At 64.0% G+C, this 19,933-nt stretch carries 16 protein-coding genes and 2 pseudogenes; 3 read left to right on the top strand and 15 right to left on the bottom strand.

The features are described 5' to 3' along the window. Positions 1 to 44 precede the first annotated feature (44 nt). The 6 genes and pseudogenes from ACLH1I_RS04600 to ACLH1I_RS04575 all read right to left on the bottom strand — a co-directional run bounded on the left by ACLH1I_RS04600 (position 45) and on the right by ACLH1I_RS04575 (position 5,663). On the bottom strand, positions 45 to 812 hold the full coding sequence (locus tag ACLH1I_RS04600) for a basic amino acid ABC transporter substrate-binding protein (protein ID WP_004203029.1): 768 nt from the start codon (positions 810 to 812) through the stop codon (positions 45 to 47). 92 nt (positions 813 to 904) lie between these two features. After that, a pseudogene (locus ACLH1I_RS04595) lies at positions 905 to 1,838 on the bottom strand (MurR/RpiR family transcriptional regulator). Continuing rightward, a complete protein-coding gene (locus tag ACLH1I_RS04590) occupies positions 1,804 to 2,781 on the bottom strand; it encodes an ABC transporter substrate-binding protein (protein ID WP_074195275.1) in 978 nt (325 codons plus the stop codon). The pseudogene ACLH1I_RS04595 and the gene ACLH1I_RS04590 overlap by 35 nt, the downstream one beginning before the upstream one ends. Continuing rightward, the gene (locus ACLH1I_RS04585) at positions 2,771 to 3,823 is read right to left on the bottom strand and encodes a FecCD family ABC transporter permease (protein ID WP_060655985.1); all 1,053 of its coding nucleotides are present in this window, start codon (positions 3,821 to 3,823) and stop codon (positions 2,771 to 2,773) included. The genes ACLH1I_RS04590 and ACLH1I_RS04585 overlap by 11 nt, the downstream gene beginning before the upstream one ends. Beyond that, a complete protein-coding gene (locus ACLH1I_RS04580) occupies positions 3,820 to 4,845 on the bottom strand; it encodes a FecCD family ABC transporter permease (RefSeq protein WP_130944637.1) in 1,026 nt (341 codons plus the stop codon). The genes ACLH1I_RS04585 and ACLH1I_RS04580 overlap by 4 nt, the downstream gene beginning before the upstream one ends. Next, the gene (locus ACLH1I_RS04575; protein ID WP_004203036.1) at positions 4,842 to 5,663 is read right to left on the bottom strand and encodes an ABC transporter ATP-binding protein; all 822 of its coding nucleotides are present in this window, start codon (positions 5,661 to 5,663) and stop codon (positions 4,842 to 4,844) included. The genes ACLH1I_RS04580 and ACLH1I_RS04575 overlap by 4 nt, the downstream gene beginning before the upstream one ends. 505 nt (positions 5,664 to 6,168) lie before the next feature. Between ACLH1I_RS04575 and ACLH1I_RS04570 the strand changes: the two genes are divergently transcribed. Then, entirely contained in the window at positions 6,169 to 8,241 is a 2,073-nt protein-coding gene (locus ACLH1I_RS04570; RefSeq protein ID WP_198079732.1) for a TonB-dependent siderophore receptor, read from the top strand. Between the two features lie 255 nt (positions 8,242 to 8,496). On the opposite strand, the gene ACLH1I_RS04565 is transcribed toward ACLH1I_RS04570, so the two are convergent. The 7 genes and pseudogenes from ACLH1I_RS04565 to ACLH1I_RS04535 all read right to left on the bottom strand — a co-directional run bounded on the left by ACLH1I_RS04565 (position 8,497) and on the right by ACLH1I_RS04535 (position 15,540). Continuing rightward, positions 8,497 to 9,285, bottom strand: coding sequence for an ABC transporter ATP-binding protein (locus ACLH1I_RS04565; RefSeq protein WP_017901271.1), 789 nt, complete (start codon positions 9,283 to 9,285; stop codon positions 8,497 to 8,499). After that, entirely contained in the window at positions 9,279 to 10,274 is a 996-nt protein-coding gene (locus ACLH1I_RS04560; protein WP_053810247.1) for an ABC transporter permease, read from the bottom strand. Before ACLH1I_RS04560 ends, ACLH1I_RS04565 begins: the two co-directional genes overlap by 7 nt. Next, a complete protein-coding gene (locus tag ACLH1I_RS04555; protein WP_151628671.1) occupies positions 10,255 to 11,292 on the bottom strand; it encodes an ABC transporter substrate-binding protein in 1,038 nt (345 codons plus the stop codon). The genes ACLH1I_RS04560 and ACLH1I_RS04555 overlap by 20 nt, the downstream gene beginning before the upstream one ends. After that, positions 11,289 to 12,263, bottom strand: a complete 975-nt coding sequence (locus tag ACLH1I_RS04550) for an ABC transporter substrate-binding protein (RefSeq protein ID WP_151385518.1) — start codon at positions 12,261 to 12,263, stop codon at positions 11,289 to 11,291. The genes ACLH1I_RS04555 and ACLH1I_RS04550 overlap by 4 nt, the downstream gene beginning before the upstream one ends. Positions 12,264 to 12,268: 5 nt before the next feature. Then, positions 12,269 to 13,420, bottom strand: a complete 1,152-nt coding sequence (locus ACLH1I_RS04545; protein ID WP_048295024.1) for an acyl-CoA dehydrogenase family protein — start codon at positions 13,418 to 13,420, stop codon at positions 12,269 to 12,271. After that, positions 13,407 to 14,502, bottom strand: a pseudogene (locus ACLH1I_RS04540) (LLM class flavin-dependent oxidoreductase). The gene ACLH1I_RS04545 and the pseudogene ACLH1I_RS04540 overlap by 14 nt, the downstream one beginning before the upstream one ends. Before the next feature lie 144 nt (positions 14,503 to 14,646). Then, entirely contained in the window at positions 14,647 to 15,540 is an 894-nt protein-coding gene (locus ACLH1I_RS04535; protein ID WP_043519836.1) for a LysR family transcriptional regulator, read from the bottom strand. Positions 15,541 to 15,646: 106 nt separating this feature from the next. Here ACLH1I_RS04535 and ACLH1I_RS04530 point away from each other — a divergent pair, with 106 nt between their 5' ends. Both ACLH1I_RS04530 and ACLH1I_RS04525 read left to right on the top strand, forming a co-directional pair. After that, entirely contained in the window at positions 15,647 to 16,249 is a 603-nt protein-coding gene (locus tag ACLH1I_RS04530) for a cysteine dioxygenase (RefSeq protein WP_004203047.1), read from the top strand. Between the two features lie 5 nt (positions 16,250 to 16,254). After that, positions 16,255 to 17,835 carry a rhodanese homology domain-containing protein gene (locus ACLH1I_RS04525; protein WP_065877489.1) on the top strand — a complete coding sequence of 527 codons (1,581 nt, stop codon included), beginning with the start codon at positions 16,255 to 16,257 and terminating at the stop codon, positions 17,833 to 17,835. A gap of 12 nt (positions 17,836 to 17,847) precedes the next feature. Here the strand turns inward: ACLH1I_RS04525 and ACLH1I_RS04520 are convergent, their stop codons facing one another. Together ACLH1I_RS04520 and mhpT are read right to left on the bottom strand one after the other, a co-directional pair. Beyond that, entirely contained in the window at positions 17,848 to 18,573 is a 726-nt protein-coding gene (locus ACLH1I_RS04520; protein WP_025999346.1) for a polyphenol oxidase family protein, read from the bottom strand. A 101-nt stretch (positions 18,574 to 18,674) separates the two neighbouring features. Next, positions 18,675 to 19,871, bottom strand: a complete 1,197-nt coding sequence (mhpT, locus tag ACLH1I_RS04515) for a 3-(3-hydroxy-phenyl)propionate transporter MhpT (RefSeq protein WP_151628673.1) — start codon at positions 19,869 to 19,871, stop codon at positions 18,675 to 18,677. Between the last annotated feature and the right edge of the window lie 62 nt (positions 19,872 to 19,933).

Raw genomic sequence — 19,933 nt, 5'->3', positions numbered from 1 at the left:
CGGCTATCGCCTGGGCGATAGCCGTGGTCACTGAAAAAGGTGGCTTATTGCGCTGGCAGCGTCGGCACGTTGTCGTCGAACCAGGTTTTATAGATTTTGGCGTAAGTCCCGTCGGCAACGATCTTCTGCAGACCGGCGTTGATTTTGCCCAGCAGTTCGCTGTTGCCTTTCGCCACCGCGATACCGAAATACTGACGTTCGAATTTGGCATCCGGCACCAGCTTGAACTGCTTCTCCGGGTGCTGTTTGATGTAGTACTTCACCACCCCGACGTCACCCACCGCGGCGCTGACGCCGTCCTCGAACAGCTCCTGGAGCATCAGCGGGGTATTGTCGAAGCGCTTGATCGCCGTGCTGTTCTTGCCCAGCACCTCAGAAACCACGATATCGCCGGTGCTGGAGTTCACCACCCCGACCTTCTCGTTTTTCAGGGCCGCCAGCGAATCCACCTTCGAGTCCTGGGCGACGACGATAGACTGCTCAGCCGGGAAGTACGGCGCGGAGAAATCGACCATCTGTTTGCGTTTATCGGTGATGGTGATCCCGGAGATGATGATGTCGCGGTCGCCGGTGTTCAGCGTGGCGAAGATGCCTTCCCAGGGGGTATTGACCAGCTTGACGTCAAAGCCTTCGGCTTTGGCGATGGCTTTAATGATGTCGATGTCGAAACCTTCCAGCTGTTTCTGGCTGTTTTCAAATTCAAACGGCCGGTAGGTGCCGCCGGAGCCGACGGTATAGGTTTCCGCAGCCGCCTGTCCGGCTGCCGTCAGCGCGGCCATCATGAAACACGCTTTGAGCAAATTCTTGACCATGAGATTTCCTTTTTATGCATTTATTTTGCATAAAAATACACACACTGACTTTTATATGCAACCGGAAACCTTCCTGCTGGTGAATTATCTTATCAACTGCCGCGTTTACCGCCGGATTTACCAATGGCCCGGTGCAGGTCGTTGATTCGCTTCAGGGATTTCACCGTTTTTTGTGGCGTGGTGGAGGCCACCGACAGAACAATCATCTCCAGACAGACCAGCACCGTGCCGTGCAGCGGCATCCGGCTACTGTCCCCGCCGCGCGGGACGTCAATCACCACCTGCGCCTCCTGGCTGAAGCGCGAGTCCACCGCCTGGGTCAGCAGGATGGTCGGAATACCCAAGCGCTTCGCCTCGCGCAGGGTGGTCATCCCCTCACGATGGGGCGATTTTTGCCCCATCATGATCAGCACATCGCCGCGCTGCAGGCCGATGAGCTGCTCGGCGAGGCTGAAACCCGTGCGGTTCATCACATACGCCGGCAGGCCAATGCGGCTGAACAGCCGGGCGGAGTACTCGGCGAGGATCCCCGAGGCGCCGATACCGAAGATCCCCACCTGGCGTGCGTCGCTGAGCAATGCCACCGCCTGAGCCACCGCCGCGCGGTTGTCGGCCCGCGACAGGACCTCGCAAACCCGTTGATGGCCTTCCAGCACAAAATCAATACTGGAATTGACGTCGCTGGAGAGCGCGGTGACCGTGGAGCGCATCTTTTCCGCCGAGGTGACCGAGGTGCCGAACCAGCGCTCCATGGTCTGCTTAAGCTCGCGCAGCCCGGCGAAGCCCAGCGCCTGGATGGCGCGGACCACCGTGGCGTCGGAGGTCTGGGTCGCAGCGGCGATCTCCATCGCCGTCTGCTCCAGCACCACCTCGCGGTTGTCGTTGATATAGCTGACCACGGCCCGCAGTCGGGGAGAGAGCTGATGCGCCCGGGCGCGATAGCGTTCGCCGAACAGGTCGACCCGCCCCTTCTCTTTTTTTATCGCGCTTTTCATTTGGCCTCCGCCGGGAGCGGCCTGCCGGCAATATGCGACTGCACCTGGGCCACCATCAGGGAGAGTGCGGCGTAGGAGTTGGAGATCACCTCCTCCCGCGGCAGTAAAATATAGTGCCCGGTGCGACAGGCGCGCATAAAGTCGCACCAGCCGGGCATCACCGCTTCCATCGCCTGCAGCTCATCCTGCGGCTTACCGCCGGTATCCGACCGCCAGGTGGCGAAGACAAAATCGGCGTCCAGCTCCGGCAGCTGTTCCGCGCTGACGTCAATGCGCTGGCCGTCGGGGATCCGCTCAATCAGCGGCGGAAAGCGGAACCCGGCGTCGCGCAGCACCCGGCCCAGGGCATGATACGAATGATGCACCGTGACCTTGCCATTGTTCGCCTGGATCACCGAGACGGTGTACTGAGAAGGGTTGACCATCGCTTTCAGCTGCTTGATTTGTTCCTGATAGCGACGCTCAAGGATTGCCAGACGCGGCTGGGTGCTGGTCAGCTGGGCCAGCTTGCGGTAAATCTCCGGGGCGCTGCCCTGCAGATGGTCGATACTCACCGTCGGGGCAATCTTCTCCAGCTGCTCCACCGACACGTGGCGACTGGGCTCGGTGATGATCAGATCCGGCCTGACGGCAGCCACCGCTTCCAGATCGATATCGGCGGTGCCAATAAAGCGGATATCGCTGTTATCGAAATCGACACCGGTGAGCTGGGCGCTGGAGCGCAGATAGTGGCTGCCGTCCGGGCGCGTGCGGCCGTGGCTGGCGATCGGTGGTACCCCTAGCTCAATCAGCGGAATAGTAATATCGAGATCGTGCATCGAAACAATGCGCTGCGGATGCAGCGGGACGGTGACCGTGCGGCCTAAATCATCGGTAAAAGTTTGAGTATGTGGGTCGGCGGCGCTGACGGCCCCCGTCAGCAACAGCAGCAATGAGACGAACCAACGCATAATACCTTCCTGATTAAAGGGCATCACGGCGACGCCAGAGCAAGACAACAAAGAACGGGCAGCCCACCAGGGCAATCACAATCCCCGCCGGGATCTGCAGCGGCGCAAACGCCAACCGGCCAAGGGTATCGGTCGCCAGCACCAGCAAGGCGCCAATCAGGGCGCTGCCGCTCAGCAGCGAGACCTGGCCGCCGCGCAGCACGAAACGCGCCATATGCGGCGCCATCAGGCCCACAAAGCCCAGGCTGCCGACGCAGGAGACGCTGGCCGAGGTCAGCAGCACCGGGGCGAAAAAGCGCAGCAGAGTCAACTGCTGCAGACGCACCCCGAGGCCGATGGCGGTTCGGTCGCCCAGCAGCGCCGCGTCCGCCGCCCGGGCGGTACAGAACAGGATGATGGCCCCGGGCAGCGCCCAGCAAAAGGCCACCGCCAGCAGCGGCCAGGTGGCGGCCTGCAGGCTGCCCGCCAGCCAGATCATCGCCGTCTGCACGTCGCGTACGTCGGCGGTGGTCATAAAGATGCCGACCGCCGCCGCCAGGGTCCAGGAGACGCCGATGCCAATTAAAATAAAGCGCGGCCGCGAGCAGTCGCGGGCCAGCGTCAGGACCAGCAGGGCCACCGCCACGCCACCGACCATCCCCGCCAGCGGCCGCCAGACCAGGCCTACCGCCGGGAAAAACAGCACCAGCGCCAGGACCACGATGCTGGCCCCCTCTTTAACGCCGATCAGCCCCGGGTCGGCCAGCCCGTTGCGGGTGATACTCTGCATCGCCGCGCCGGCCAGCCCCAGCATGGCCCCGCACAGCAGCGCCATCAGGATCCGCGGCAGGCGGATATCAAACAGAATAAAGCGCGGCTGCTCGCCCATCTCCTGTGGCGCCAGCAGGGCCTGCGCCAGCGTCGATGCGGGCAGCGGATAGCTGCCGCGGCTGAGGCTGTACAGCCCGAGCGCCAGCAGCATCAGCAGCATAAAGGCGGCAATTTTCAGCGCCGCCGGGCGCAGCAGCAGCTGGCGGGAAGCGAAAAGCAGCGGCCGAAAACCGGCCCGGTGAACGGCGCGCGTCATTTAAAAAACCTCGCGGCGATAAAGATAAACAGCGGTGCGCCCACCAGGGCGGTCATCGCCCCGGTGGCCAGCTCCTGCGGCGCGACCAGCGTCCGGGCGGCGATATCCGCCAGAAGCAGCACCAGCGCCCCTACCGGCGCCGCCAGGGGCAGCGCCAGGCGGATATCTTCCGTCACCAGACGGCGCACCACGTGCGGCACCACCAGCCCGACGAAGCCGATCGGTCCGGCCACCGCCACCGCCGCGCCGCAGAGCAGCGCAATCGCCAGCAGGCCCAGCAGCCGCGTCTGGACGAGGTTCACGCCGAGGCCCAGCGCCACCTTATCCCCCAGAGCCAGCACGTTAAGGCGCGGGGCAAGGAACAGCGCGACGCCAAGGCCGATCAGCGCCGGGACCAGCGCCGTCCACAGCGTGCTCCAGTTCAGCCCGGCCAGATCGCCCGCCAGCCAGGTGCGCATCGCCAGCAGCGTTTGTTCATCGAGAATTAATATCGCCGCCGTCACCGCCGACGCAAACGCCGACAGCGCTACCCCGCACAGCGTGATGCGCAGCGGCGTCGCTCCGCCGCGACCGGCAGAGGCCAGCACCATCACCCCGCCGAACAGCAGTGCCGCGCCGCAGGCGGCGGTCAGCGGCCGCGCGGCGGGGAAAGCGCCGAGAGAGAGCCCCAGCGCGGAGGTCGCCACCACTGCCAGCGACGCGCCGGCGTTAAGGCCGAGGATATGCGGCTCGCCCAGCGGGTTGCGGATCACCGTCTGCAGCAGCAGCCCGGCGACGCCGAGCGCCGCGCCGGTCAGCAGCGCCGCCGCCAGCCGCACCAGGCGCAGTTCGACGATAATCCGCTGCTCGAAATTGCGAGGATTGTACTCCAGCAGCGCCTGCAGCACCGTCTGCGGGGCGATCCAGCGGGCGCCCAGGCCAAGATGCACCAGCGAACCGGCGATAAGCAGCACCGTAAGCAGGAGCAGCGCCAGCCGGGGACGGGCGCGCCGCCGCGCGGAATGCTGGATAGTCACGCTCATTGCGCCGCCGCCTGGCGGGCGCGAAACGGCATAAAGAAGGGTTTGCCGGTTTGCGGGTTAATCGACATCTGCACGTCAACGTCAAACACGCGTTTAATCAGCTCAGGGCTACAGACTTCGTTGTCGCTAATCGTACCGGCGATGCGCCCCTGTTTGAGAAACACCAGCAGATCGGCGTAGTTCACGGCAAAGTTGAGGTCATGGAGCACCGTCACCACCGTGCGGCCATGTTCGCGGGTCAGGGTCTGGAGCAGCTCGAGGATATCGACCTGATAGCGCAGATCGAGCCAGGTGGTCGGCTCATCGAGCAGAATGGTGGCCGTTTGCTGGGCCAGCGCCATGGCGATCCAGCAGCGCTGACGCTGGCCGCCGGAGAGGCTGTCCACCGGCAGATGAGCGAACTCGCGGGTGCCCGTTAAGCGCAGCGCCTCCTCCACCGCCAGCTCATCGGCGTCTGACCACTGGCGCATCAGACCCTGCCACGGATAGCGCCCACGCGAGACCAGCTCGAAAACCGTTAACCCTTCCGGGGTCAGCGGCGATTGCGGCAGGATGCCGAGCTGGCGCGAGACGGCCTTCGTCGGCATCTGATGAATGGCTTGCCCGTCCAGACGCACGCAGCCGCCGAGCGGCTTCAGCATCCTGGCGATAGTCGACAACAGCGTTGATTTGCCGGAGCCGTTCGCCCCTGCCAGCACCGTCATTTTGCCGCTGGGGATGGTCAGGTTGATGTCGTCAACGATCAGGGTCTGGCCGTAGCCGGCTGACAGGGCATCCAGTACGATCCCCTGCTCTGCAGGTGTCACCCGCTGTGGCATAACTCGCTCCTGCGCCGCAGCGTTCCAGGCGATGGCTGGACATTCTGCAGTCAAATCAAAATAAATCTCATTCTCTTTTGATCATGACGGGGATGAATGTAGTAGTCAATAGTCGCCATCGTCTTCCTGCGGGGACGCTGACTACAGCGAGGCTGCGCCAACGCAACATAATTTAAATAAAATAATATCAAAGAGATAACTACATAACGCTCCCTACTGAAGGCGTTTAAAACGTCCTGTTCCTCGCCGCTGAAATTTTATCTTGCATAACGTTTACTACTACATTCCTTCATGGTTGAATGATTCTCAATTACACATATAAACGCGCATTCAGACGCTAAACCACGTGTTTTTATTATTCAGGGCAATGATTTTATTGGCTTTATCTGACCGCAAAGGCAGATTCGTTCACGAGAAAAAGATAATGACTCAACCCCATGTCGCCTTCACCTCGTTGCAAGGGCGGGCGCTTTTTTCGCTTCTTTTTTTGGCCTCACCGGGATTAATGGCCGCGGAAAATCACGCGGCGAAAGATAACAACGATGCGGAAGAGACCATCACCGTGGTGGCCAACGACGCCCGGCAGAGCGCCACCAGCGGCTATCAACCGCTCAGCTCCTCTACCGCGACGTTGACCTCAATGCCGCTGCTGGATATTCCGCAGGTGGTGAATACCGTCAGCGATCGGGTTCTCGAAGATCAGCACGCCACCTCGCTCGATGAGGCGCTGTATAACGTGGCCAACGTGGTGCAGACCAACACCCTTGGCGGCACCCAGGACGCTTTTACCCGCCGCGGCTTCGGCGCTAACCGCGACGGCTCGATCATGACCAACGGCCTGCGCACCGTGCTGCCGCGCAGCTTTAACGCCGCCACCGAACGGGTGGAAGTCCTGAAGGGACCCGCCTCGACGCTGTACGGTATTCTCGACCCCGGCGGGCTGATCAACGTCATCACCAAACGTCCGGAGCGGCAGTTCTCCGGTTCGGTTTCCGGGACGTCCACCAGCTTTGGCGGCGGCACCGGCAGCGTCGACGTCACCGGCCCCATCGAAGGCACGAATCTGGCGTACCGGCTGATCGGCGAATATCAGAATGAGGATTACTGGCGCAACTTTGGTAAAAACAAAAGCCGCTTTATCGCCCCTTCCCTGACCTGGTTTGGCGACCGGGCGACGGTGACCGCGTCCTATTCGCACCGCGACTACAGCGCCCCCTTCGACCGCGGCACTATCTTCGATCTCAATACCGGGCATGCGGTGAACGTCGATCGCAAAACCCGCTTCGATGAAGCCTTTAATATTACCGATGGCTATTCCGACCTCGCCCAGCTCAACGCCGAGTATCGCCTTAACGACGCCTGGACCGCGCGCTTCGATTACAGCTACAGCCAGGATCACTATAACGATAACCAGGCGCGGGTGATGGCCTATGACTCGGCGACCGGCAACCTCACCCGCCGGGTTGACGGTACCCATGGCTCCACGCAGAAGATGCACTCCACCCGCGCCGACCTGCAGGGCAACGTGGTGGTGGGCGGCTTTTATAACGAACTGCTGACCGGCGTCGCCTATGAGAATTACGATCTGCTGCGCACCGATATGCTGCGCTGCAAGAACGTGAAAGGCTTTAACATCTATCATCCGGTCTACGGCACCCTCGACACCTGTAATACCGTCTCCGCCTCCGACAGCGATCAGCGTATCCAGCAGGAGAGCTATGCCGCATACGTGCAGGACGCGCTGTACCTCACCGACAACTGGATCGCCGTCGCCGGCGTGCGCTACCAGTACTACACCCAGTACGCCGGTAAAGGCCGACCATTTAACGTCAATACCGACAGCCGCGATGAGAAATGGACGCCGAAAGCCGGCCTGGTCTACAAGGTGACGCCGAACGTCTCCCTGTTCGCCAACGTCGCCCAGTCGTTTATGCCGCAGTCGTCGATCGCCAGCTATATCGGCGAACTGCCGCCGGAAGAGTCCACCGCCTACGAAGTGGGCGCCAAATTCGACCTGCTGGAGGGCATTACCGCCAATATCGCGCTGTTTGATATCCATAAGCGCAACGTGCTGTACACCGAGAGTATTGGTGATGAGACGGTGGCGAAAACCGCGGGCAAGGTGCGTTCCCAGGGGGTGGAGGTGGATCTGGCCGGGTCAATTACCGATAACCTCAGCATGATTGCCAGCTACGGCTATACCGACGCCAAAGTGCTGGAAGATCCGGATTACGCCGGGAAACCGCTGCAGAACGTACCGAAGCACACCGGTTCGCTGTTCCTGACCTATGACATTCATAACGTCTACAACAGCAACACCCTGACGGTCGGCGGCGGCGGCCATGCGGTCAGCAAGCGCTCCGGCACCAACGGCGCGGATTATTATCTGCCGGGCTATGCGGTGGCAGACGTGTTCGCCGCCTATAAGATGAAGCTGCAGTATCCGGTGACGCTGCAGGTGAACGTGAAGAACCTGTTTGATAAGACCTATTACACCTCTTCCATCGGCACCAATAACCTCGGTAACCAGATTGGCGATCCGCGTGAGGTGCAGTTCACGGTGAAGATGGATTTTTAACCCTTACCCTGGCAACGGATGTCGATTGCCGGGCGGCGCTGCGCTTGCACCGGCCTACGGACCTTCCCCTCGAGTTCGTAGGCCCGGTAAGGCGCAGCCGCCACCGGGCAAAACGTGGCGCATGGCGCCGGATGCCCATTGCCGGGCGGCGCTGCGCTTGCACCGGCCTACAACAGCATGGCCTGCGGTCCTTCCCCTTCCTGTGGAGTTCGTAGGCCCGGTAAGGCGCAGCCGCCACCGGGCATTGCGTTCACCTTACCAGTCCTCCTCCTGGCCGAGGATGCGCAATATATCCTGACGATGCTGCAGCAGCTGCGGGTTATCGCGATGGCGGGGAAAGGCCAGCGGCAAGGCGAACTCGGCGATAATCCGCCCCGGACGCGGCGACATCACCAGCACCCGCTCGCACAGCAGCAGCGCCTCTTCGATATCGTGGGTCACCAGCAGGCTGGTATAACCCTGCTGCTGCCAGAGGGCGATCAGCTCCCGCTGCATACTGATGCGGGTCAGCGAGTCCAGCTTGCCCAGCGGTTCGTCGAGCAGCAGCAGGCGCGGCTCGTTCAACAACGCGCGCGCCAGCGCGGCGCGCTGCGCCATCCCCCCTGACAGCTGCCGCGGCCACGCCTCGCTGAAGGCCTGCAGCCCGATGCGGTCAATCAGCGCGTCGGCCTTTGCTTCCAGCCCCCTTTTGCCCTGCGCCTGCGGGCCCAGCAGTACGTTCTGCCGCACCGTCAGCCACGGATAGAGCGTCGGATCCTGAAACACCAGTATGCGCTCCGGCCCCGGAGCGCCGAGCGGCGCGCCGTCGAACTGCATCTGTCCGCTCTGCGGCGCTTCCAGCCCGGCCAGCAGCCGCAGCAGGGTGGATTTACCGCAGCCGGAAGGACCCAGCAGCGCCACGCTTTCCCCCGGCCGCAGCTGCAGGCTGATATTCTCCAGCACCGGCACCGCCTGTTTGCCGAGCGTAAACGCGTGATGAAGATGGCTTATCGATACCGCCGCGCCGCGCGCTATCGTCTGCGAACCTGACGTCGCGGTTACCATTGCATCCCTCCCCGCTGCCAGCTCAGCAGCTTATCGCGCAGCATAAATAATCCGCTAATCAGGCCGGAGCACAGCAAGGCCATCACCAGCAGCGCGGCGTACATATTGGGATAGGCCGCCCAGCCCTGGGCCCACTGGAGGTAAAAGCCGATCCCCGACTTCACCCCGACCATTTCAGCCACAATCAGCACCGAAAACGACGCGCCAAGCCCCATAAACAGGCCGACAAAGACGTTCGGCAGCGCGGCGGGGATCGCCACCCGCAGGATCAGGAAACGCTGGCTGGCGCCGAGGGTCCGCGCCACGTCGTACCATGCCTTGTCAATGCCAATGACCCCGGACCAGGTCAGCACCGTAACCGGGAACCAGGTGCTCAGCGCAATCAAAAACACACTGGCGCCGAAGCTTGACGGAAAAATAAACAGGCACAGCGGCAGCAGCGCGGTAGACGGCACCGGCCCCAGCAGGCGTAACACCGGATGGACCCAGTAGCCAATCCGTTGCGACCAGCCAATGGCCAGACCGGTGATGAACCCGCTGCTGGTGCCGAGCAGCACGCCGAGCCCCAGCAGCCCCAGGGAGTGCAACAGGCTGTCGAGCAGACGCGGCCAGTCATCATGCAGCACCTCGATCAGCGCCTGCGGCGGCGCGAAAAACGGCACCGGCAGCACGCCGCTCTTGGCGGTCAGCCCTTCCCAGGCAGCGAACAGCACCGGCAGCAGCGCCAGCCACTTGCCGGCATGCCGCACGCGCGCGCCGCGCGCTCGCCAGTAGCGATAGCTCAGCGCCAGCAGCAGCAAGCCGCCGCCGAAGGTGAACTGCGCCAGCGCCCAGCCCTCGCTAAACGGCCAGCGCCGCCCGGCATCGGGCCAGGTCAGAGTAAACAGACCGCCCAGCAGCCACAGCGCGGCGGCCAGCAGCCCTTCTCCCCACAGCGGCGCGCGGACGGTGGGGCGCGCCAGAACCTGCTCAGGCGAAGACGTTGGCATAGATACTCTCCGCAAACTGATGGGGATCGGTGCCCGGTTTGATCACCTGCACCCGCTGCAGGTCGACCGCGTACTGCGTCAGCTCTTTCACGAACGCCTCACCCACCGCGTGGTGGCCGTGCCCCTGCCCGTGCAGAATGCCGCTCACCTCCGCTTCATTGGTATTGAGCGCATGGGCAAGGAAGGATTGCGCCACGCTTTCCGGGTGTTCTGCGGCATAGCTGTGCGCTTCAAGGATCGCCTGAGTGAGCGCCGCGGCGGCCGGTTTATGGTCCCGCGCCAGGCTCCCGCTCACCCCCAGCACGCAGCAGCTGAGGTTGGCATAATCTCCGGTCATATTGCTGGCGACAAGCTGATACTTGCCGGTCTCCAGCAGCCGATAGCTGAACGGCTCGCTGCCGCTGATGGCGGCGATTTCGCGCTTGTCCAGCGCCACGCTGAGCAGATCCGCCGGGTAGACTTTCCACTGCACGTCGCTGATCGGGTCGATACCGTGGCGCTTAAGCAGAATGGCGAAGAAGTTTTTATCCGGCCCGGCCATGTCGGTGACGCCGATGGTTTGTCCCTTCAGGCTCTCGAGGCCGCCGAACGGCGAGTCTTTGGCCGTCAGCAGGTTCAGACAGCCGCCGTGGGTACCGGCGGTGAGCTTGACGTCAAAGCCCTGCTCCAGCGCCTTCAGCCAGCGCAGCGCCATCCCCACCCCGGCGTCGGCCTTGCCGGTGGCGATCGCCTCCAGCAGCACATCGGTGGAGTTACCGAAGTTAACAAACTCAACGTCGAGGTTATATTTACTGAAAATCTTATGCTGCTCGGCGACGGCGACCGGCGCGAGGCATACCGCGCTTTTGTTGATCGCCAGCTTGATCTTGTAGGGCTCTGGCAGGCGCAGCGCCGGATGGGCATCGCCGCTGGCCATCTCCGCCATATCGTGAGCCCACAGCGGCAGAGAAACCCCGGCCAGCGCCAGGCCGCCGCTAAGCTGTAAAAAACGGCGGCGGGAAAAAGCGGATCGGCTCATGGCGTCACCTCCGCGTGGGCCGGCGCGGCGGGCACGCTAAAGCTGGGGTCAAAGGTCGGCTTCACGTCCAGCCGGGTGCGGATCAGGCCGTTGGCGAGATAAAAGTCCGCCGTCGCCTGCTGCTGGGTCACGGTTTCCTCTGCCAGCGGCTGCCACTGCGACTGGCGGTTGGCAAACTGTGCGCGGGCGATCTCCGCCGGGAAGCGGATGATCTCCCCCAGCGTTTTGCCGTAGCTGTCGAGATTGGCGTAGGCCCAGCGCTCGGCGCCGGCCAGGCGCTGGAGATAATCCTGCAGCGCGGCGCGCTTTTGCGGATCGTTAAGCGCGGAATTCGTTGCCGCAAGGAAGGTATTCCCCGGCAGCAGCCCTTTGCCGCTCACCAGGATCTGCCCCTCGTTGGTCTTCACCATTTGGGTGGTGTAGGGCTCCCAGGTCGCCCAGGCGTCCACCGAACCGTTAAGCAGCGCCACTTTGGCGTCCACCGGGCCGAGGAACACCCACTGCACCTCCTTCGGCGAGATGCCCGCCTGCTCGAGCGCTTTCAGCGCCACGAAATGACCAATCGACCCTTTGCCGGTGGCAATGCGCTTGCCTTTTAACCCGGCGGCGGTTTTTATCGCGCTGCCGGGGGAAACCAGCACCGCGGTCCCCGCCGGATTGCTTTTGTCCACGGCAATCGCTTTCACCGGCGCGCCGTTAGCCAGGGCGAAGAGCAGCGGCGCATCGCCGATGATCCCCGCGTCCACGGCGCCCGCGTTAAGGGCTTCCGCCAGCGGCGCGGCGGCCGGGAATTCAGCCCACTTAATGTCATAGGGGAGGTTTTGCAGGGCGTTGGCCGCCTCCAGCTGCGAACGCATGCCGCCTTTTTGATCGGCGATGCGCAGGGTAAGCCGCTCCTGCGCCGTCGCGTAACCGCCCAGCGCCAGCAGCATCAGCGCTGCCGCCACCCGGCCTGAGAATGATAGACGCATCGTGATTATCCTTGTGATTGAAAGACGAAGTGGCCGGCTGCCAGCCAGGCGCTGTCGCTCTGCGGGGTATGCACCCGGCCGCAGAGCACATTACGGTAGTGGCGTTCCAGCGGGTTCTGTCGGCTGAGGCCATGATTACCGGTCAGCTCGAGCGCGATATTCACCGCCTGAATGGCGTTGTCGGTAATGGTGACTTTCGCCAGATTGGCCTCGATGGCGGAAAAGCGCAGCGCGGCGGCCTGCTCCAGCAGGCTGCGGTTCACCAGCAGCAGCCCGGCGATCTGCCCGACCTTCTCCTGCACCCGCGGCAGGCGGGAAAGCGGATGGCCGAGGCCCGCGGGCACCCGCCCCGTCAGCCACCTCACCAGCCAGTGGTGAGCGGCGCGGGCGATGCTGTCATAGATCGCCGCCAGCAGCGCCGTCTGCCGGTTGGCGAACAGGCGCAACGGTTCCGCCTGGGCAGAGGGTGGTGCATCGACAGGCCAGACATCCACCGCGTGCTCTGCCGCCACCCGCACGTGGCGAAAAATCACCTCATGGCTGCCGGTGGCCCGCATCCCGGCGTGATCCCAGCTTTTCACCACGCTAATCCCGGCGCTGTCGCCAGGCACCAGCCAGGTGCCCACCCGCGGCGGGTTATCATCGCTTCTCGCCCATACCGCCAGCCAGCGTAGCCCTTCAATGCCGGTGGTATAGATTTTATGACCGTTGATGTCCCAGCCGTCCGCGCAGCGGCTCGCCACGGTGTCCGGCAGGCCGCCGCGCGCCGGGGAACCCAGCTCCGGCTCAACGCGCAGGCTGTTGATCAGGCCACCGCGTTCGACGGCGTCGTGAAAAACCTGCTGGCGCAGCGGCGCGTGCCAGGCGTCGTTTTCCGCCAGCCGCAAATGGTGCAGATACTGCATGCAGACGATCAGCGCCGTCGCCGGCTCACCCCAGGCGATGGCGGCGATGGCCTGCTGCAACTGGGCCAGGCTGGCGCCCGCGCCGCCGTAAGCACGCGGCACGGCGAGGCTTAACCAGCCCCCCGCGCGCAGGTGGTCGATATTGCGCCAGGGAAAGTCGCCGCTGGCGTCGAGGCTGGCCGCCTGCTCCGCCATCTGTTGGCGTACCGCCGTCAGCTGCTGCGCCCAGTCGTCGCGCTCAGGATGGATCACGATGCGCGCTCCGCCGCCGCACGCCGCGCGGCTTTTTCACGAGCGATCGGCAACAGCGCCCGGCCGTAGTCTGCCGCATCGTTCAGCGGGTCGAATCCGCGGATCAGGAAGTTGCGCACCCCGAGGTCGTAGTAATCGAGCAGCGCATCGGCCACCTGCTCCGGGGTGCCCACCAGGGCGGTAGAGTTATGCCCGCCGCCCACCAGCTGGGCGATGCCGGTCCACAGGCGTTTGTCCACCACTCTGCCCTGCGCGGCGGTGGCCCGCAGCCGCTGGGCGCCGATGCTGTCCGGTTTGGTCTTGAAACCGCCCCCGCGCTGCGCCGCCTGCTCGGTGGCGACATGCAGGATATGCTCGGCTTTCTCCCAGGCCTCGGCTTCGCTGTCGGCGATAATCGGCCGGAACGAGACGCTGAAACCGATGTCACGCTGGTGTTTCGCCGCTTCGGCGCGCACGCGCTGGATGGTCTCGCCGGTTTGCGCCAGCGACTCGCCCCACAGGGCGAAGACGTCGGCATGTTTGCCGGCGACGGCGATGGCCGCTGCCGACGAGCCGCCAAAGTAGATGGGAAGATGCGGCTTTTGCAGCGGACGAATAGCTGACCAGGCCTGTTCGGCCTGATAAAAATCGTTGTGAATATCGACAGGCTGCTCGCTGGTCCACACCTGGCGCACCACGTCGAGGAAGGCGTCGGTGCGGGCATAGCGCTGGTCGTGGTCGAGGTAATCGCCGTCCCGGCGCTGCTCGGCGTCATTGCCGCCGCTGATGATATGCACCGCCAGCCGGCCCCCCAGCAGATGCTCAAGGGTGGCGAATTTGCGCGCGGCGAGGGTCGGCGATACAAAACCGGGGCGATGGGCCAGCAGGTACTGAATTTTCTGCGTCGACAGTCCGGCCAGGGCGGTTACCAGAAAGCCGTCGGGTTGATCGAACCAGTGACCCACCAGCAGGCGATCGAACCCGGCGGCTTCATGGGTTTGCGCGAAGCGAACAATATAGTCGCGGTCAAAGATCGGCCCCACCGGGGCAATCGTTTCGGAAGAAAGGCGGTGGCCAATCATGCCAAGAAACTGAATGCTCATGAACAACTCCTTGCGTCAGGGTAATGGAGTGGCCGCGACGGCGGCGCTGGTCATTACCCTATACAGAGTGTGTTAATGAACAAAATGCATTTTTATCATATCTTAATATGCAAGGCTTGCATTAATAGAAAATGAGTAGTGTTTTCAGTCGGATACTGTCAGCTGCTGCACCACTTTGCTGGCGAAAAAGATCAGCGGCGACTGCAGGTTGGCCAGATACTGAGCGTGGATCAGCCACAGCGACACCGCAGGCTGAAAATCGCTGAGGTTGACGACCTCGATCTCGTCCCGCCACGGGCTGGCCGCCAGCGCCGCCCGCGGCACCAGACCCAGCCCCAGTCCCTGCGCCACCAGCGCCATCTGCAGCTGGGCGCCCGCGCTCTCGACGTTAAGCTTCAGGCGCAGGCCCTGGCTTTGCAGCTCGCGGATGAGCCCGGCGCGCAGGCCACAGCCATCGGGGTTAAGGATCCAGCCCTGTTCGACGCACTCCCGCAGCGACGACGCCCGCAGATTCAGCCGCCGGGCGGCAATCGGCACCACCTCCAGGGGGCACAGCAGACGCCCGCTGTAGCCCTCGGCGAGGGTCTGCTGGGCGGGGCCCATCGCCAGCATGCCGTCCAGTTCGCCGTTTTCCAGCCGGCGCTGCAGCTCTCCGCTCCAGCCGCAGGTGACCTGCGGGGACAGTGCGGGAAACTGCTGGCTCAGCGCCGCCAGCGCCGCCGGCAGCGCGATCTCGCTGATACTCTGCGGTACGCCGAGACGCAGCGCGCCGCGCGGCTCGCCTTGCGGATCCAACAGGCTGTAGAGCTTTTTCGTCTCGCGCTTAATGCTCAGGCACTGCTCGTACACCCGCTGACCGGCGGCGGTCAGGGTCAGCGGGCGGGTCTGACGCGCTAACAGCGTGACGTTCAGCTCCTGCTCCAGACGCTGCAGGCGCCGGGTGATCGCCGACTGGGTGATCCCCAGATAATCCGCCGCCTGATTGAGGGAAGAAAACTGCACTGTGGCCAGCAGAGCGTCAATATCGTCGATGCGCATAGGATCCTTATGTGAAATTTGCATATTAATATATGCGTAAATTGCATTTAAATAATATTAACGCCTCTGTTAGCGTTTAGACCAGTCCCTCTGACAGGAAGCGCACATGACTGCACCACGACTGGAAAAATTACGCCATTTTATTCATGAGGTTGACCGTCTGCACCGGGAACACCACTCGACCGCGCCGCTGCTTGACGCCGTGGCGCAGCGGCTGGCGGCGCTGGTGCGTCACGACGACTGGCTGCCGGAAGAGTACACCCTGCCGCACCCACACCATTACCAGCAGTATTTGCTGCATGCCGACTCCGGCGAGCGCTTCTCGATCGTCAGCTTCGTCTGGGGGCCGGGACAGGCGACGCCGATCCATGACCACCGGGTGTGGGGCGCCATTGGGATGCTGCGCGGCGCGGAGGAAAATCAACGCTACCAGCTGGATGCCGATGGCATACCGCGCGCGCTGGGCGCCGCCACGCTTCTGCAGGCAGGTCAGGTGGAGAAAGTCTCCGCTGACGATGGCGACATTCATCGCGTCAGCAATGCGCTGGCGGATCGCGTCTCCATCAGCATACATGTTTACGGCGGCAACATCGGCGCGGTGAAGCGCGCAGTGTATACCCCGGAAGGCCAGCAAAAACCGTTTATATCCGGCTACTCCAACCGCCATTTACCCAATATCTGGGATTCCTCCCGCGAACACCAAGGATAACCATTATGTCCACTTACGCTTATCGCCAGGCCGCCGGGATCCGTCAGGCGCTGCTCGACCGTCGTGAACTGGCGCTCATCGACGTCCGTGAAGAGGCCGATTTCGCCACCGCTCATCCACTGTTTGCCGTCAATCTGCCGCTCAGCAAACTGGAGCTGGAGGTCCGCCGGCGGATACCGCGCTTCACTACCCCGATCACCGTCTACGACAACGGCGAAGGGCTGGCGGAGATCGCCGTCGAACGGCTGCGGACCTGGGGCTATCAGGATGTGGCCCTGCTGGCCGAGGGTCTCGCCGGCTGGCGCCGCAGCGGCGGCGAGCTGTTTCAGGACGTCAACTCTGCCAGTAAAGCTTTTGGCGAGCTGGTGGAAAGCGTGCGTCACACGCCGTCGCTCAGCGCCCAGGAGGTTCAGGCGCTCATCGACAACCGGCAGGAGGTGGTGATCGTCGACGCCCGGCGCTTCGATGAGTACCAGACCATGAGCATCCCCGGCAGCATCAGCGTGCCCGGCGGCGAGCTGGTCCTGCGGGTGGAGAGCCTGACGCCCTCCCCGCAGACGCCGATCATCGTCAACTGCGCCGGACGCACCCGCAGCATCATCGGCACCCAGTCGCTGATCAACGCCGGAGTGCCGAACCCGGTCCATGCCCTGCGCAATGGCACTATCGGCTGGACGCTGGCCGGTCAGACGCTGGCGCACCAGCAGCAGCGGCAATACGACCCCTCCGCCCGCGCCTCTGGCGTCCGGGCCGCCGAGGCGGCGCATCTCGCCGAACGGGCCGGGGTGGCAGTCATCGATGAAGCGACGCTACAACGCTGGCGGCAGCAGAGCGACCGCACCACCTTCCTGTTTGATGTCCGCAGCCCCGAGGAGTACGCGGCGGGCCACTATCCTGGCAGCCTGAGCGCGCCAGGCGGCCAGCTGGTGCAGGAGACCGATCACTTCGCCAGCGTGCGGGGAGCGCGGATAGTGTTACTGGATGACGATGGCGTCCGGGCGGCGATGACCGGCTCGTGGCTGGCGCAGATGGGCTGGGAGACGGCGCGGCTGAGCGCGCTGTCGGCCAGCCAGCTGAGCGAGCGCGGGGTGCCGGCCGCCGAAGTGCCCCCCGCCCCGCCGGCGGAGGAGATAAGCCCGGCGCAGCTGGCGCAACAGCTGGAGGAGCCCGGGACGGTGGTGCTCGATTTTACCACCAGCGCCAACTTTGTCGCCCGCCATATCCCCGGCGCGTGGTGGCTGACGCGCTCGCAGCTGCGCCAGGCCCTGGAAGCGATCCCTCCCGCGCAACGTTACGTGGTGACCTGCGGCAGCAGCCTGCTGGCCCGCTACGCGGTGCCCGAGGTGGCGGCCTTAACCGATAAGCCGGTACAGGTATTGCGCGGCGGGACGCTGGCGTGGATCGCCGCCGGTCTGCCGCTGGCCCATGGCGACGACGGCCTCGCCGTCGAGCGCCGGGACCGCTATCGCCGTCCCTATGAAGGGACCGATAATTCCGCAGAGGCCATGCAGGCCTATCTGGAGTGGGAGTACGGCCTGGTGGATCAGCTGGCCCGCGACGGCACCCACGGTTTTCGGGTGATCTAACGCCAGCGCGCCTCAGGCCTGACGCATGATCCACGAGTACTGAAAGCTCTTCGGCGCCGGAAAATGGGTCCGGCGCCGGTAGGAGCCCAGCGATTGCGGCGTGCAATAGGTGCAGCTCCCCAGCCATTCAACGCTCGCCGGCGCCACCCCCGCCTCTGCGAAGATCGCTTCAGCGAAAGCGCGCAGATCAAACCACAGATTATCGCTGCCGCGTGCGGCGGCTTTAAGCGGATCGCTGACCGGGCCCGAACGGGAATGGAACAGCCGCTGGCGGTGCCGGGCCACCCGATCACCGCCGGGCTGGTCCAGCAGTTGCTGATAAAATCCGGCGGAGACTTCGTAACAGCAAGGGTGAATATGCGGCCCCACGGCGATAACCAGATCGGCCAGCGCCACCCCCTGCTGGCGAAAAGTCGCCAGACTGTTGTCGACAATGCCGCTGGCCAGCCCCTGCCAGCCGGCATGGACGCTGCAGACGAAGCGACCGTCGCGCGAGGCGATCAGTATCGGCAGGCAGTCGGCGGTCACCACCCCCACCTTTTGCCCGGCCACGGCGGTAAACACCGCGTCGGCGTGCGGCCGCGTCGGCAGCGGCTGCTGATAGTGATGCACCTCATTGCCATGGACCAGCTTCACCGGGGCCAATTCGGCATAGGGAAAAGCGGCGGTTTCGTGGACATCGAGAAACGCGTGGCGGATGCCAGGGATAGCGTCGAGCAAGCGGGAGCGGTAAGCCATAGAGACGATAAACGACAGGGAATGATGTCTTACCTTAGGCCAGGACACGCGGAGAGGCAAGGCGGCGGCCCGGCATTTTTCCGCCAGACCGCCGGACAGCATCAGACCATGGCCGCGCGCTGCTGGCGATGCATCAGCCAGAACACCGCCACGCCGGCCAGCACGATGCCCGGCGCTGAGGCTGCCATCACCCCGACGGTGCCGGTGCCGAGGGCCAGCATCTTGCCGGCCAGCAAAGGGCCGCTCATCGCCCCGAGGCGGCCCACCGCCACGGCGGTGCCGACCCCGGTAGCGCGGATCGCCGCGGGATAGAAGAGCGGCGCCAGCGCGTAGAGCACGCTCTGGCCGCCGGTGGCGAACAGCCCGGCCACAAACCCCGCCAGCAGCATCCCGCTCAGCGTCGACGCACTGCCCAGCGCCAGCAGCGATGCCAGAATGCCGCTGTATATCAGAAGCGACATGCGCAGCGGAGTAAGCTTATCCATCAGCGCGCCCAGCAGCAAAGTGCCGCAGGCGGCGCCGATCTGCAGAGAGAACATCACCCCCGCCGCCTGGCTGGCGCTGAACCCCTGGCCCACCAGCAGCATCGGCAGCCAGTTGATGAGCATATAGACCACCAGCAGGGTGAAGAAATAGCCCAGCCACAGCAGCAGCGTGGCGGCAGCATGTCCCGGGGCAAAAAGGGTGCGCAGCGGCACGCTGGTCTCCACGCGCTGAAACGCCTGCGACTCCGGCAGCCAGCGCATCAACAGCGGGATCAGCAGCAGCGGGACCACGCCGCCAATCCAGAAGATGGTCTGCCAGGCCGCGGCGAGGCCAGAGAACCCCAGCGCCGCCGCCAGCGCGGCGCCAATGGGCACGCCGCAGTACATCAGGCTCACCGCCCGGCCGCGAAAGCGTGGGCCAGCGGCTTCCGAGGTTAAGGCAATCAGGTTCGGCAATGCCGCCCCCAGCCCGACGCCGGTGAGCAGGCGCGCCAGCAGCAGCGTCGGGAAGCTCCAGGCCACCGCGGTGGCCAGCGAGAACAGGCCAAACAACAGCACCGAGCTCAGCAGGATGCGTTTGCGCCCGTGGCGGTCCGCGAGCATGCCGCCCACCAGCGCGCCGGGCAGCAAGCCGAGGATCCCGGCGCTGAAGATCCAGCCCATCAGCATTTTATCCAGCGCAAAGGCCTGCGCCATGCCGACGGCGGCGATCCCCGCCGCCTGCAGATCCAGCCCCTCCATCAGGGCCACCATAAAACAGAGCCCGATGGTGACCATCAGGCGCGAGGAGTTTGCGGTCGTTATCTTGGTCATAGGGTACCTTGGCGATAGCCGGACAAGCGGATCAGGTGATGGGCGGCTGATGCGTGGTCAGC

It is taken from the genome of Klebsiella sp. 1SOBk10mer, from assembly GCF_046602535.1.
Classification (GTDB): domain Bacteria; phylum Pseudomonadota; class Gammaproteobacteria; order Enterobacterales; family Enterobacteriaceae; genus Klebsiella; species Klebsiella quasipneumoniae.
The sequence above is the reverse complement of the archived record's forward strand: the minus strand, read 5'-3'. Positions and strand labels throughout refer to the sequence as shown.